Origin of the sequence: Acidiphilium sp. 34-64-41, from assembly GCF_002282635.1 — a bacterium.
GTDB lineage: Bacteria > Pseudomonadota > Alphaproteobacteria > Acetobacterales > Acetobacteraceae > Acidiphilium > Acidiphilium rubrum.
Genome location: NZ_NCJX01000064.1, coordinates 1 through 14,477 on the forward strand (window position 1 = coordinate 1; position 14,477 = coordinate 14,477).

The 14,477-nt window shown below is 66.0% G+C and carries 15 protein-coding genes; 8 read left to right on the forward strand and 7 right to left on the reverse strand.

Annotation, left to right across the window (positions count from 1 at the left end):
- Positions 1-225: 225 nt before the first annotated feature.
- The 6 genes from rodA to B7X49_RS13050 form a co-directional block, all read right to left on the reverse strand.
- A complete protein-coding gene (gene rodA, locus B7X49_RS13025; RefSeq protein WP_029312312.1) occupies positions 226-1,383 on the reverse strand; it encodes a rod shape-determining protein RodA in 1,158 nt (385 codons plus the stop codon).
- Positions 1,380-3,260 (reverse strand): penicillin-binding protein 2, encoded by a 1,881-nt coding sequence (gene mrdA, locus B7X49_RS13030; RefSeq protein WP_286704708.1) that lies wholly within the window; start codon positions 3,258-3,260, stop codon positions 1,380-1,382. Before mrdA ends, rodA begins: the two co-directional genes overlap by 4 nt.
- 22 nt (positions 3,261-3,282) lie before the next feature.
- Positions 3,283-3,798 carry a rod shape-determining protein MreD gene (locus B7X49_RS13035; RefSeq protein WP_286704707.1) on the reverse strand — a complete coding sequence of 172 codons (516 nt, stop codon included), beginning with the start codon at positions 3,796-3,798 and terminating at the stop codon, positions 3,283-3,285.
- Between the two features lie 94 nt (positions 3,799-3,892).
- A complete protein-coding gene (gene mreC / locus B7X49_RS13040) occupies positions 3,893-4,735 on the reverse strand; it encodes a rod shape-determining protein MreC (RefSeq protein WP_286704706.1) in 843 nt (280 codons plus the stop codon).
- A 161-nt stretch (positions 4,736-4,896) separates the two neighbouring features.
- Positions 4,897-5,304, reverse strand: coding sequence for a hypothetical protein (locus B7X49_RS13045; protein ID WP_286704705.1), 408 nt, complete (start codon positions 5,302-5,304; stop codon positions 4,897-4,899).
- Positions 5,305-5,338: 34 nt separating this feature from the next.
- Positions 5,339-5,701 (reverse strand): YqjD family protein, encoded by a 363-nt coding sequence (locus tag B7X49_RS13050; RefSeq protein ID WP_029312317.1) that lies wholly within the window; start codon positions 5,699-5,701, stop codon positions 5,339-5,341.
- 207 nt (positions 5,702-5,908) lie between these two features.
- On the opposite strand from B7X49_RS13050, the gene B7X49_RS13055 reads away from it, so the two are divergent.
- The 7 genes from B7X49_RS13055 (at position 5,909) to B7X49_RS13085 (ending at position 13,289) form a co-directional block, all read left to right on the forward strand.
- A complete protein-coding gene (locus tag B7X49_RS13055; protein ID WP_029312318.1) occupies positions 5,909-6,844 on the forward strand; it encodes a LysR substrate-binding domain-containing protein in 936 nt (311 codons plus the stop codon).
- 145 nt (positions 6,845-6,989) lie between these two features.
- Positions 6,990-7,679: a lysophospholipid acyltransferase family protein gene (locus B7X49_RS13060; RefSeq protein WP_286704704.1), complete on the forward strand. Its 690-nt coding sequence runs from the start codon at positions 6,990-6,992 to the stop codon at positions 7,677-7,679.
- Positions 7,670-8,908 carry a 3-deoxy-D-manno-octulosonic acid transferase gene (locus B7X49_RS13065; protein ID WP_286704703.1) on the forward strand — a complete coding sequence of 413 codons (1,239 nt, stop codon included), beginning with the start codon at positions 7,670-7,672 and terminating at the stop codon, positions 8,906-8,908. Before B7X49_RS13060 ends, B7X49_RS13065 begins: the two co-directional genes overlap by 10 nt.
- A complete protein-coding gene (gene lpxK, locus B7X49_RS13070) occupies positions 8,908-9,858 on the forward strand; it encodes a tetraacyldisaccharide 4'-kinase (protein ID WP_286704702.1) in 951 nt (316 codons plus the stop codon). The genes B7X49_RS13065 and lpxK overlap by 1 nt, the downstream gene beginning before the upstream one ends.
- Positions 9,855-10,772, forward strand: coding sequence for a lysophospholipid acyltransferase family protein (locus B7X49_RS13075; RefSeq protein WP_286704701.1), 918 nt, complete (start codon positions 9,855-9,857; stop codon positions 10,770-10,772). Before lpxK ends, B7X49_RS13075 begins: the two co-directional genes overlap by 4 nt.
- Before the next feature lie 31 nt (positions 10,773-10,803).
- A complete protein-coding gene (locus tag B7X49_RS13080) occupies positions 10,804-12,213 on the forward strand; it encodes an APC family permease (protein WP_286704700.1) in 1,410 nt (469 codons plus the stop codon).
- The gene (locus B7X49_RS13085) at positions 12,213-13,289 is read left to right on the forward strand and encodes a tartrate dehydrogenase (RefSeq protein ID WP_286704699.1); all 1,077 of its coding nucleotides are present in this window, start codon (positions 12,213-12,215) and stop codon (positions 13,287-13,289) included. The genes B7X49_RS13080 and B7X49_RS13085 overlap by 1 nt, the downstream gene beginning before the upstream one ends.
- 56 nt (positions 13,290-13,345) lie before the next feature.
- Here the strand turns inward: B7X49_RS13085 and B7X49_RS13090 are convergent, their stop codons facing one another.
- Positions 13,346-13,789 carry a GNAT family N-acetyltransferase gene (locus B7X49_RS13090; protein ID WP_286704698.1) on the reverse strand — a complete coding sequence of 148 codons (444 nt, stop codon included), beginning with the start codon at positions 13,787-13,789 and terminating at the stop codon, positions 13,346-13,348.
- A gap of 227 nt (positions 13,790-14,016) precedes the next feature.
- Here B7X49_RS13090 and B7X49_RS13095 point away from each other — a divergent pair, with 227 nt between their 5' ends.
- Positions 14,017-14,376, forward strand: a complete 360-nt coding sequence (locus B7X49_RS13095) for a PAAR domain-containing protein (protein ID WP_286704709.1) — start codon at positions 14,017-14,019, stop codon at positions 14,374-14,376.
- Positions 14,377-14,477 lie beyond the last annotated feature (101 nt).

Here is a 14,477-nt window from a genome sequence, read left to right on the forward strand (position 1 = left end):
GGGAAAAGCCAGTTCGTCACGCTGGTGAATGTCAATGGCCGCCATGGCGGGGGCCACTAGCCCTAGTGGGTGTCTGAGTCAACCGGATAGGCACGGAGTCTTCTTTTTTGTGAACAAAAAAGAAGCAAAAAAAACTTCATTCATCTGTGCCCGTGCCCGTGAAACCGCCAATGTCCCAGATAAATAAAAGTTTTTTGGTTCTTTTTTACAAAAAAGAACCGCTTCCTACTCCTCGCTCACCGCAAACTCGACATCCCGATGCACATGAATCGACATCAGCACGCCAAACCCCAGCATCACCGCGGTCAGCGCCGATCCGCCATAAGACACCAACGGCAACGGCACCCCGCCCACCGGAATCAACCCCATCACCATCGCCAGATTTACGAAACAATAAAGAAACAAATTGGTCGCAATCCCCAGCGCCGCGAGCCGCCCGAACTGATGGCGGCAGCGCAGCGCGGTATAAATCGCCATCATCACCATCGAGAACAGCACGCCCAGCAGCACGATCGAGCCGGCAAAGCCGAATTCCTCCGCAATGATGGTAAACACGAAATCGGTCTGCTTCTCCGGCAGGAAGTTCAACTGATTCTGCGTCCCGTGCAAAAACCCCTGCCCCCACATCCCGCCCGAGCCCAGCGCGATCTTCGACTGGATAATATTATACCCCGCCCCCAGCGGATCGCGCCCGGGGTGCAGAAACGTCAGGATGCGCTCCTTCTGATACCCGTGCAGATGGCTATAGGCATACGGTGCAATGATCGCGACCAGCGCGATCACGATGGCGAATTTCCACCACCGCACCCCCGCCCCCAGCAGCACCGAACCGCCGATCGCCATGGTGATCACCGCGGTGCCAAGGTTCGGCTCCTTCAAGATCAGCGCCGCCGGCACCAGAATCGCAAGCACCGGCGGGATCAGGAACAGCGGATTGCCCACCCGCTCATGCGTCGCCCGCTGAAACCACGATGCCAGCGCGAGCGCCAGAAACAGCTTCATCAACTCCGAGGGCTGCACATGCACCCCCCCCACATCGAGCCAGCGCTTCGCCCCAAGCCCGACATGGCCGAATTTCCAAACCGCGATCAGCAGCACGATCCCCAGCCCATACAGCGGCCAGGCGCATTTCGCGATGATCCGGATATCGATCATGGCAATCGCGATCATCAGCAACAGCGAGGCAAAAAACCGCTCGATCTGCGGCGTCGCATAAGGCTGGCCATGCCCGCCCGCCGCCGAATACAGCGCCGCATAGCCGATGCCCGCCAGCGCGCAACACGCCAGCACGAACAGCCAGTTCACCCGCAGCAGCTTGCTCGCGAAGCTGAACGAACGGTCGTACTGCGGCCGATAGAATTTGGTGGTGAGCGGCGCGTTCATGCCGGTCCCGCCTCGCTGATCAGGGCTTGCGGCGCGCTCTGAATGGTGCCGGGCGGCGCCGGCGTCAGATTGCGCGTCAACGCCGCGGTGATCAACGCCTGCGCGATCGGCGCCGACACCGCAGCGCCTTCATTGCCGTGCTCCACCGCCACCGCCACGGCAAACCGCGGCACATCGGTCGGCGCGAAGGCGATGAAAAACGCATTGGGTCGGAATTTCCACGGCAGCTTGGCATCGTCGTAATTCGCCTTCTCCTGCGCCTGCGACAAATCATGCACCTGCGCGGTCCCGGTCTTGCCCGCCATGAACACGCCGGGAATCGTCAGGCGCGAGGCATAGCCGGTGCCGAGCTGCGTATTGACCACATCGAACATGCCCTGCCGCACCGCCGCCAGATTGCGCATATCGAACCCGAGCGAGGGCCAATCGTCCGGCCCGTTGCCCGATTGCACGACATCACCAACCGCCCCCGCAATATGCGGCCCGACCGCCCGCCCCGTCGCAATGCGCGCGGTCATGGTCGCCAACCCGAGCGGCGTGACCTGGGTATATCCCTGCCCGATCCCCTGGATCACGGTATTGCCCTTGGTCCACACTAGGCGCCGGTCGCGCGCCCATCGCCGGGTCGGCAGAAACCCCTGCGAAACCCCCGGCAGATCAAGCGGCAACGGCCCGATCAGCCCCAGTTTCCGCCCCATCGCGGCAATCCGGTCGATGCCGGTGGCCAGCGCGGTATGATAAAAAAACACATCGCAACTCTGCTGCAACGCGTTCACCACATTGATCGAGCCATGGCCCTGATGCCGCCAGCAGTAAAAAATATGGTTGCCCAGCTTCAGATACCCCGGGCAGAAAAACTGCGTACTCGGCGTAATCGCACCGCATTCGAGCGCCGCCATCGCGACGTTCGGCTTGAAGGTCGACCCCGGCGCGTACAACCCGCCGGTCGCCCGGTCGTTCAACGGCCGTTTCGGATCTTCCATCCAGCGCTGCCACACCGCTTCCGGCACGCCGGCATCGAACAGCGTCGGGTCGAACCCGGGCTGGCTCGACATCGCCAGAACTGCACCATTGGTCGCATCGAGCATCACGGCCGCCCCGGCCTGACCGGCCAGTTTCTGCGCCGCCAGGCTCTGCAACCCCGCATCGATGGTCAATTGCACGGTCGCACCCTGGGTGCCGTTGTCCCGATCGAGCACGCGCACCACCGTGCCATGCGCATTCACCTCGGTCTGCACGATGCCGGGATCACCCCGCAGCGCATCGTCGCGCGCCCGCTCCACCCCGGCACGCCCCACCCGCATGCCCGGCAAGGCGAACACCGGATTGAGCGCCGCCTGCGCCTGGGTCGGCCGGGCAACGTACCCGATCGTGTGGGACATCGTATCCCCCATCGGATAGACCCTCGATGCGCCGACATCGACGAACACGCCCGGCAGATCGGTCGCATTGACCTCGATCCTGGCCATGTCCGACCAGTCCAGATAATCCTTCAGCAACACCGGCACATAGCGCGGCTTGCCGGCAATATCATGCGCGATACGCTGACGCTCGCCGTCCGAAAGACTGACCAGTCCGGCAAACCGGTCGATCACCGCGGCCGGATCGGGCGCCTGGATCATCATGAACAAGGCGCGCCAATGCTGCTTGTTGCCCGCCAGGATTGTGCCATGCCGATCCGTGATCATGCCGCGCAGCGGTGCCAGCAGCCGCTCGTTCACCGAGTTCTGCTTGGCGAGCGTCGCGTATTTGCCGTGCTGAAGCACCTGCATCCGATACAGCCGCACGCCAAGCGCACCGAACGCGGCAAGCTGCACGCTGCCCAGCAACAGAGCCCGGCGGCTGAAAATCGGCCGCAATTCCCGTTCGCGCTTCATGCCCACATCAACTCACCCATCGTCACGCCTGCTCGGGCGCCGCAGCACCCCGATGCGCCCGGATCAGCGCAACCGCAAGCAAGGGATAGATCAAAATCGTGACAATTCCCTGGGCCAAAATGGGCGCAGGCGGCAGCATCGCGAGGTCGAGCACCGCGCGCGCCGCGTACTCCGCCGCGGTCAACACGGCAACGAAACCGGCAAACACCAGCCAGACCATGAGAAACCCCCGCCGCACCAAAGCGCGCCGGATCGCCGCCATCGCCGCCTGTTCCAGCAGCAACAGCACCGCCCACAGCCCGAGCGGCGAGGCACCCAGCAGATCAAGCAGCACACCGAGCACAGCCACCAGCGGTGCCGGCAGCGCGGCCGGCCGATACAGGCTCCAGAAATAGACCGAAGCCATGACAAACCCGACCCGCACCCCCGCCTGCAACGGCACCAGCCCCGGAATCGCCAGCAGAATCATCACGATCGCAATACTGACCGCCGGCAGCGCGTGCCGCGCCACCCGATCGAGGCCGCGCCAGAATTCCACGCCTTCCACTACGAAACCCCAACCATCATATGAAACCCGCGATCATTTGCATCAGGTCACCATCACAGTGGCATGATGCGCAGATCGCCGCCATTCAGGGGGTGGCCGCGGCGACATCGGCGCCGGGCTGGTGATCGTATTCAAACAGGCGCAGCACGCGCAGCCGGGTCATCCCGGCAAATGGCCGCACCACCGGATCGTTCTTGCCATCATAATGCACGGTACCCACCGGCAGCCCGTAGGGAAACACGCCGCCGACCGCGCTGGTCAGCACGATCTGGCCTTCCCGCGGCGGGTTGCCGGGCGCCCAATAGATCAGCCGCGGCGTCGCACTATTCTGCCCTTCCATGATCGCCCGCGCGCCGTGCCGCCCGATCGCAACTGGCACCCGGCTGTTCAAATCGGTGATCAGCAGCACCCGCGCACTGCGCGCCCCGGATTGCACAACGCGCCCGACCACGCCACTGCCATCCATCGCGATCGCATTCACAATGTCATGCGCGTCGCGCGGGATCGTCACCAGCACCGAACGGGCATAAAGCCCACCCAGATCCGCAATCACGCGGGCGGCGAAAAAATTCGGCGTCGGCGTCGGGACGAAATGCAGCTGCGATTTCAGCGCATCGTTCTGCGCCGCCAGCGCCAGCGCCACCGCGCGCCAGCGTTTGAGCTGATCGTTCTCGGCCACCAGGCGGGCATTGTCGGCGTGCAGGCGGAACCAGTCGCCGATCGCGCCACGCCCCTGTTCGACCTCGGCCACCGGTGCCGCCGCCGCGCGATACAGCGGCGCCAGCGCATCATCGAGCCCGGTGCGCAGCGTATCGCCCAAATGACGATCGGCCCGGCCGGCAAGCACCAGACCGAGCGAGACGATCAGCATCACAGGCAGCGTCAGGCGCGAGAGAGCTTGTCGAACCGGGATTGAAAGCCGCAGCATGCGGCGGGCTCCGTTCAAAATTGGGACGATGGACGAGAAAATACACGCAATCTACACAATTGCGCCTCGCTCGGTCTTACGCCACCTGAACGCCGCCGCCAATGCCGATCAAGCAATGAACGCGAGCACAAGCCATATTTTTAATCAGCCGACCGCGCAGGTCAGTCCCGCGTGTCGGATTGCCGCTTCGTGGTATATTCCGTTATCGCACCAAGAATCAACGCTGCCAGCACCGCCTTGCTCGGGTCCTTGCGGATCAGCGTCTGCGCCAGCCGCAGCACCTCCGCCGCCACCCCGTAGCGCGCACGCGCCAGCATCGGCCGCGGCCTTCCGTTCCAGATCATGCTGGCCGCGCCGAACAACCCTAGCGCGATCACGATAAACGCCGCGCCGAAAATCAACGAGGCATCGATCGCGCCCAGCGCATCCGCCACCGCCCGGAAAGCGGCGGCCAACAAAAACGCGAGCCCAAGCAGCCCGGCCACCAGCCCCGCCAGGCTGAGGGCGATGCGCAGTGTCAGATAGCGAAATGAAAACCCGTCGATCAGGTTGAAAAACACCCTCAGCACGCCACGATCTCCGCTACCCCGACGTGCCGGACGCTCATGATGACTGACGGCGCCGACGCAGCAGATGAGCCGCCACGAACCCGACACCCGCCGCAATCGCAAGCGCTGCGAGCGGCTGCTCATGCACCTTCGTCTCAACCTGGCTCACGGCGCGCCCACCCTTGATCCGAAGCTGCTTGCCGAGGTCGGACATCTCATCCTCAATGCTCGACAGGCGCAGATCGATCGCGTGCTTCAGTTCGGCGAGTTTTTCCGGGCTGTCGTTGAATTCCTTCATCGTGTCACCGGCCAGACGCACCAGCTTGGTCCGCAGCGTCTCGAAATCGCCCTGGAACCGATCGAACTCATCGGTCAATGTGCCCATCGCATCTTTTCGCTTGCCGCCCCAACTCGCCATTGCCGAAATCCTTTCGATGGTTGTCGCGGCCGCGCGGCCGCTCGATACCGATCAGGAGTGGGGTTTCGCGCAACCGGCTTCAAGTTACGAAATCCGTAATGAATTGCCCGCCGAACCGCCTGATACCACGGCAACCGGCCTCAATGCGATAGGCCAAATCGATGTTCACCATTCCCCCGATCGGCGAAATCGATTAAATATCCCGCCATGGACCCGCACCCCACCCGCACCCTCGCCGGATTATCGCTGCGCGATCTCGAATACGCCCAGGCCGTCTCGGAACTGCGCCATTTCGGCCAGGCCGCCGAACGCTGCGGCGTGTCGCAACCCGCCCTGTCCGAACAGATCCGCAAGCTCGAAGCGCTGCTCGGCGTCGCCCTGTTCGAACGCACCAAGCGCCGCGTCGCCCCCACCGCCGCCGGCGCCACCCTGCTCGCCCAGATCGAGCGCGTCATGGCCGAAGCGCGCCATCTCCTCGCTTTGTCGCACGGCCAGCCAAGCGTCATGGCAGGCACGGTGGCGCTGGGCGCAATCGAGACGCTCGGCCCCTATTACCTGCCCGGCATCCTGCGCCTGCTGCGCGCCGAACGCCCTGCCCTGTCGCTCCGCCTCACCGAAGCGCGCACCGCCCCGCTGATCGAGCGCCTGGTCAGCGGCGCGCTCGACCTCGCCTTGCTCGCCATGCCGGTGCCGCGCGCCGGGCTGGTCGCGGCCCCGCTATTCTTCGAGCCTTTCCTGCTCGCCACGCCGCCCGGCCATGTGCTCGCTGCCCTGCCGCGCCTGACGCTCGACGATCTCCCCGCCGAAGACCTCCTCCTGCTCGAAGATGGGCATTGCCTGCGCGATCAGGCGCTCGCCCTGTGCAACGCCAAGCCGGTCACCCGCCACGCCACCAGCCTCGAAACCCTCTGGCAAATGATCGCGGCCGGCGAGGGCTATTCCCTGCTGCCCGCCCTCGCCGTCGCCGCCCGCCCCGACCTGCACGACCTCGTCCTGTGCCAAACCCTTGCCGACGCCGATGCCGGGCGCACCATCGCCCTGGTCTGGCGCGCCTCGGACCCGCGCGACCCGGCCTTCCGCGCGCTCGCCTCCCTGTTCGCCGCTCTTCGGCCGGCGGTCACGCTCCCAGCACCCGGCACATGACCCGCGCAGCCCCAAACGCCCATGCCCCCGAGTCAAAAAGTTTTTTGCTTCTTTTTTCCAAAAAAGAAGCCCTTCCTTAACCTCCAAGTCCTTTACTCATCTCCCCCTGATGACGCCCCGCACCGCAGATGCTACCGCCGCCCCAATGGCCACCCAGCGCGCCCCGATCTTCCAATCCCCGCTGAAATCACCGCTCGTGCGCGGCTGGCTCGGCGACGCCGCCGGCCGCTATCTCGCCGCCACCATGCGCAGCACACGCTGGACGATCGAGGCCGATGCCCTGCTCGCCACGCTGCGCGCCGGCACGCCCTGCATCATCGCCTTCTGGCATGAATGCCTGCCCGCCATGCCCATCCTCTGGCATACCGCCGGGCGCATCGCTTCCGGGCCGACCGGCTACGTCCTCGCCAGCCGCCACCGCGACGGCCAGTTGATCGCCCGCACCATGGCCCGCTTCGGCGTGCGCGCCATCGCCGGCTCCACCTCGCGCGGCGGTGCCGCCGGCCTGCGCGAACTCACCCGCCTGATCGCCGCCGGCAATCCGGTCGGCCTGACGCCGGATGGCCCGCGCGGCCCGCGCCGCCGTGCCGCCGCCGGCGTCGCCCAACTCGCCGCCCTCACCGGCGCGCCGGTGTTCTGCGCCGCCGCCGCCACCGCCCGCGCCGTCACGCTGACCAGCTGGGATGAAATGCGCATCCCCCTGCCGTTCGGCCGTGGCGCGCTGATCGCAAGCGGCCCGGTCGAGGTCACGCGCGCCAACCGCGCCGCCGCGCTGACCGATATCGAAGCGCAACTCACCGCCAACCTCGCCCGCGCGCTGATCTCATGTCGCTGAGCCTGAAACTCTACCGCCTCGCCACAAGCCTCGCCGCCCCGGCGCTGCCCTGGTGGCTGAACCGGCGCGCGGCGATCGGCAAGGAAATCCCGGCCCGCCTGCCCGAGCGCCACGGCATTCCAAGCCGCCCCCGCCCGGACGGAAAACTCATCTGGGTCCACGCCGCCAGCCTCGGCGAGACCATGTCCGCCCTGCCGCTGATCGCCTCCCTCGCCCGCCACACCGGCGTCCTGCTCACCACCGGCACCGTCACCTCCGCCCAACTCGCCGCCGAACGCGCCGCCGCCATCCACCAGTTCGTCCCGCTCGACGTCCCACGCGCCGTCACCCGCTTCCTCGATCATTGGCGCCCGGATGCCGCCATCTTCCTCGAATCCGAACTCTGGCCGAACCTGCTCACCGCAATCGATGCGCGCGGCACCCCCCGCTTCCTGTTCAACGCCCGCCTCTCGCCGCGCAGCGCCGCCCGCTGGCGCCGCTTCCCGCGCGCGATCCGCCAGGTCTTCGGCGGCTTCGCCATGATCGCCGCGCAATCCCCGCGCGATGCCACCCGCCTGCGCGGCCTCGGCCTGCGCGACATCGAAAGCTGGGGCAATCTGAAATTCGCCACCCCCGATTTGCCGGACGACGAAGCCGCCCGCGCCGCCCTCGCCAAAGCCTGCCCCGGCCCCTGGCTGCTCGCCGCCAGCACCCACGCCGGCGAAGACATCCCGGTGATCGAAGCCCACCGCGCGCTCCGCGTCCTGCACCCCAGCATCACCACCATCATCGTCCCCCGCCACCCGCACCGCGCCGATGCAGTCGCCAGCCTCGCCCGTGGCGTCCCCCTCGCCCGGCGCTCACGCGGCGAACTGCCGGTCCCCGGCGGCCTCTACCTCGCGGATACGATCGGCGAACTCGGCATCTTCTACCGTCTCTGCCCGCTCGCCTTCATCGGCGGCACCCTGGTCCCGATCGGCGGCCACAACATGATCGAGGCCGCCCAACTCGGCTGCGCGACCATCGTCGGCCCGCATTACGAAAACCAGTTCGAAGCCATGACCACGCTGCACAGCGTCGGCGCCCTGGTCGATGTCGCCGATTTCATGGAGCTCGAAGCCACCCTGATCCGCCTGATGTCCAACACCGCCCGCCTCGCCGTCATGGGCAGCGCCGGCAAGCGCATCTGCGAAGGCTTCGCCGACCTGCCGGACCGCCTGGCCCGCCGCGTGCTGGAGGCCATGCCCTGATGCGCCCGCCCGCCTTCTGGCAACGCAACGGCATCCTCGCCGCCGCTCTCGCGCCACTCTCGCGCATCACCACACGCATCACCGCGCAGCGCGTCGCCAAACCCGGGTTCGATTGCGGCCTGCCCGTGCTCTGCATCGGCAACGCCAGCGTCGGCGGTTCGGGCAAGACCATCCTGGTCCGCCACATCCTCGCCCGCTACCGCACCCGCCGCGCCCGCCCCTTCGCCCTCACCCGCGGCCACGGCGGCACGATGCCAGGCCCGGTCGAGGTCGATCCGGCCGAGCACTCCGCGCGCGAGATCGGCGACGAAGCCCTCCTGCTCGCCGCCTCCGCCCCCACCATCGTCGCGCGCGATCGCGCCGCCGGCGCCCGCCTCGCCCTCGCATCCGGCGCCACAATCATTGTCATGGATGACGGTCTGCAAAACCCCACCCTGCGCAAAACCACCGCCCTGCTGGTGATCGATGGCGGCGCCGGCTTCGGCAACGGCCGCACCCTGCCCGCCGGCCCGTTGCGCGAACCCGCCCCCGCCGCCGCCGCCCGCTGCGCCGCCGCCGTGCTGATCGGCGCTGATACCCACGGCGCAACCCGCCTCCTGCCGCCCTCCCTCCCGATCCTCCAGGCGCAATTGATCGCCACCAGCCCGATCCCCCTGGCAGGACGGCGCGTCGTCGGCTTCGCCGGCATCGGCCGCCCCGAAAAATTCTTCACCACCCTGCGCGAGCTCGGCGCCGATCTCGTCACCACCATCGCCTTCCCGGACCACCACGCCTACCGCCCGATCGACCTCGCCCGCCTGCAAATGACCGCGGCCCAATCCGGCGCCCTGCTCGCCACCACCGAAAAGGACGCGGTCAAACTCCCCGCCGCAATGCGCGCCCGCTGCTGCGTCATCACCGTCGATCTCGCGTTCGACGATCCCGCAGCGCTGGACCAATTCCTGCCATGACCCGCCTGCAACAGCTCGAATACGCCATCGCGCGCGTCTTCCTCACCCTGTTCCGCGCCCTCACCCCCACCCGCGCCAGCAACCTCGCCGGCGCCATCGGCCGCACCATCGGCCCGCTGATCCCCACCTCGCGCATCGCCGATGCCAATCTCACCGCCGCCCTGCCCGGCCTCGATGCACCCTCCCGCCGCGCCATCATCGCCCAGGTCTGGGATAATCTGGCCCGCAACGCCGGCGAATTCCCCCACCTCGCCGCCCTGCGCGCCACCGCCGCCGGCCCCGGCTTCACCATCACCGGCGCCGAACACGCAATCGAACTCGCAAAGCGCGGCGGCCCCGCCATCATCCTCACCGCCCATTGCGGCAATTGGGAAATCCTGCCCGCCGCACTCCGCACCCTCGGCCTGCGCTTCGCCTTCTTCTACCGCGCCGCCGCCAACCCGGCAGTCGATCAACTCATCATCGACCTGCGCGCCGCCGCGATGGGCGAACCCGTCACCATGTTCGCCAAAGGCGCCAAAGGGGCCCGCGGCGCCTACGCCCACCTCGCCCGCGGCGGCCTGCTCTGCATGCTGGTCGACCAGAAACTGAACGACGGCATCCCCGTCCCCCTGTTCGGCATCGAGGCCATGACCACCCCTTCCCTCGCCGTCTTCGCGCGCAAATTCCGCTGCCCGATCCTGCCCGTCCACGTCGAACGCCTCGGCCCCGCCCGCCTGCACCTGATCATCGAACCCATCGCCCACGCCGCCATCACCGACGACAAACCGGCCGACATCGCCGCCACCACCCTCTGGATGAACCAGACCATCGAACGCTGGGTCCGCGCCCAGCCAGGCCAATGGCTCTGGCTGCACCGCCGATGGCCAAAGAACCCGTCCACGCCATTGGCGAAATCGCCCGTCACGGATTAAGCTCTGGCCACAATAACAAACGGGGGCCATCATGAGCATCATCGGATCGCATGAACGTCTGAAAAAAGACGCGCTGGGACTACCGCAGATCGTCGCCTCGACTCTCGCCAACATCGCGCCCGCGATGAGCTTCTTCTTCGGCTTCGGCCTGATCGTCAGCGGCGCCGGCGTCGCCGCCCCCATCACCATCCTCGTCGCCATGGTGGTCATCCTGTTCCTGACCAACACCCTGTCCGAATTCTCGAAATACCGCCCCTCCACCGGCAGCTTCGTCACCTTCATCGGCATGGCCTTCGGCCCGGTCGCCGGCGCCGCCGCCTCGGTGTTCGTGGTGTTCGGCTATCTGGTCGCCGCCTCCTCGGTCGTGGTCATCGCCGGCGGCTGGGCGCACGACACACTCAAGATGTTCCTCGGCATCGACATCCCCTGGCAATTGCTCAGCCTGATCGCGACCGGCATCGTCGGCCTGCTGGTCTCGCGCGGCGTCGCCCTCTCCACCACCTGGGCCGCGATCTTCTTTTACTTCGAACTCGCCCTCCTGCTGGTCGGCGCCGTCGTCATGCTGATCGTCAACCGCGCCAGCCTCTCACTCGCCCCGTTCGAATGGAGCCACCTGTCCGGCGGTCTCAAAGGCATCGGCCTCGGCTTCCCCATCGCGATCTACCTGTTCATCGGCTGGGAAAACTCGGCAACCCTCGCCGAGGAAACCCGCGATCCGCGCCGCAACATTCCCCGCGCCCTGATCATCGGCACGCTCTCGATCGGCCTGCTCTACATCTTCCTCGCCTACGCGACCGAAATCGCCTTCCACAACAACGCCACCGCCATCGGCAAATCCGACATCCCCTTCATCGATGCCTTCAAAGCCTCCGCCGCCGCCCTCCTGATCATCGCCTACCTCGCCGGCATGACCAGCATCTTCTCCTCCCTGCTCGGCCTCACCAACAGCCAGGCCCGCATCCTGTTCAGCTCCGGCCGCGAAGGCCTGCTGCCGCGCGTCTTCGGCAAAATCCACCCCCAGCACCGCACCCCCTTCGTCGCGATGTGGAGCTTCGTGCTCATCGCCCTCGCCATCGTCATCCTGTTCGGCTGGAACGCCAAACCGGTCGATCTCTATGGCGAAACCGGCTCGCTCGGCACCATCCCGATCATCATCACCTACCTCATCACCAACCTCGCCCTGCCGGTCTACATGCTGCGCCACCACCGCGCCGAGTTCCGCCCGCTCCGCCACGCCGTCATCCCCGTGCTCGGCACCATCCTCACCCTGTTTCCGCTCTGGGGCCTCGTCCAACCCGGCCAGCCCGCGCCCTACAACATCTTCCCCTACGCCGCCCTCGGCGTCCTGATCCTCTCGATCATCTACGGCATCATCCTCGAACGCCGCGACCCGGACCTCGTCCAGAAAATCGGCTCCTACGTCGCCGATGAGGAATACTGATGTCGCGCACCCATAAAATCGCCATCATCCCCGGCGACGGCATCGGCCGCGACGTCATTCCCGCCGCCCAGCAAGTGCTCGACCGCGCCGCCACCCTCTGCGGCTTCACCCTCGCCTACCACACCTTCGACTGGAGCTGCGAAACCTACCACGCCACCGGCCGCATGATGCCCGACGACGGCATCACCCAACTCGCCGACCACGACGCCATCTTCCTCGGCGCCGTCGGCTACCCCGGCGTGCCCGACCACATCTCCCTCTGGGGCCTGCTCATCCCGATCCGCCGCGAGTTCGACCAATACGTCAACCTCCGCCCGGTCCGCCTGCTCCCCGGCGTTCCCTGCCCGCTCGCCAACAAAAAACCCGGCGATATCGATTTCTGGGTCGTCCGCGAAAACGTCGAAGGCGAATACTCCCAGCTCGGCGGCCGCATGTTCGCCGGCACCGATCGCGAATTCGTCGAACAGACCGCCATCTTCACCCGCTTCGGCACCGACCGCATCCTCCGCTTCGCGTTCGATCTCGCAACCAAACTCGGCCGCAACCACGTCACCTCCGCCACCAAATCCAACGGCATCTTCCACTCGATGCCCTTCTGGGACGAACGCTTCGCCGCCATCGCCGCCACCTACCCCGAAACCCGCATCGACCAATACCATATCGACATCCTCGCCGCCCGCTTCGTCATGTCCCCCGAACGGTTCGACGTCGTGGTCGGCTCCAACCTGTTCGGCGACATCCTCTCCGACCTCGGCCCCGGCGTCACCGGCACCATCGCCGTCGCCCCCTCGGCCAATCTCAACCCGGAACGAAAATTCCCCTCGATGTTCGAACCCGTCCACGGCTCCGCCCCCGATATCGCAGGCAAAGGCATCGCCAACCCGGTCGGCGCCATCTGGGCCGGTGCGATGATGCTCGAACACCTCGGCGAAACCGAAGCCGCCGCCCTCATCATGCACGCCATCGAATCCGCCCTGGCCGATCCCGCAACACCGCGCACGCCCGATCTTGGGGGCGTCGGCACCATGTCCGCGTTGAACGCCGCTATTGTCGAGCGATGCGGGAAAGGGAAGTAAAAGCAAGCATTTCTTTTTTATAAAAAAGAACCAAAAAATTTTTGATTGTTGGCGTTTTACGGTACGAGCGTTTTCACAAAACTGAACGCCTCGATCGTCATGCCCTCACGGAAATAAAACCGATGCGCCGCACCACGCTGCACGCCTGACTCCAACGTGAACGCCGTACACCCCCACCCGCGCGCCAACGCCTCACACCACCGCAACAACGCCCCGCCATACCCCGCACTGCGCCGCACCTCATCCGTCACCAGATCATCGACATAAAACCGATACCCGTTCCACGTATTCCGATACGCCCGAAACACCGCCAACGCCCGCACCACCCCCGCCTCATGCAGCAACGCCATCTGCGCCCCATCCGCCAGAACCCGCCGCATCTCCCCCTCATACCCCGCCACCAACTGCGGCCGCAGCATCCGATGCAACCCCTCCGCCCGACCAAGCCACATCGCCAGATCAGCCGAATCCGCGGTCAGATGTTTAATCTCAAATGTCATCCACCCACTATAGCGCGATCCCCGCACCCGTCGATCACGTCAGACCCGATCAAGCGAACACCACCCATCGCCACAACCCGGAAAACCAGCCGCCAAACCCATTCCCAAACCCCGCCAATCTTGATAACCTTGTAGTCGTGGCCGGCGAAAAACCCGCAGCACGCCTAACCGACATGCACACCTGCCCGGAGTCCACCGGTCCCGTGCCCCACGTCGGCGGACCGATCATGCCTGGATCGCCAAATGTATTCATCGGCGGGCTCCCGGCGGCACGTGTGACCGATCCGGTAACCTGCGTCGGCCCGCCCGATACGATCGTGATGGGCGCCCCCACCGTACGATCCGCCGATCCAGCCGGTCTATCCGGTCGAAGCAGCACTCGCCATCGCAGCCGCCATCGCGACAGGCGGCGCGTCGGCAGCCATAAAGCAGGGCCTATCCGCGCTGGCCCGCCAGTTGATACCAAACGAAACACGGATTTCCCGAAGCGACGGCCAAACTGGTGTTTCTGGCCGACGCGGCAACCAGTTGGAAAACCCGAAGTATCAGCGATCAAGAAATCCGCCTGTGACGATCAATGGTCGTGAGTTCTCAGAGTCCGACTCGAATCGTTTTTGCAACGTCATCGATCTGATTTCTATGGAATTCTGTCCCATCATGGCGTTCAGGCGATGGCCAGACGGCGTGA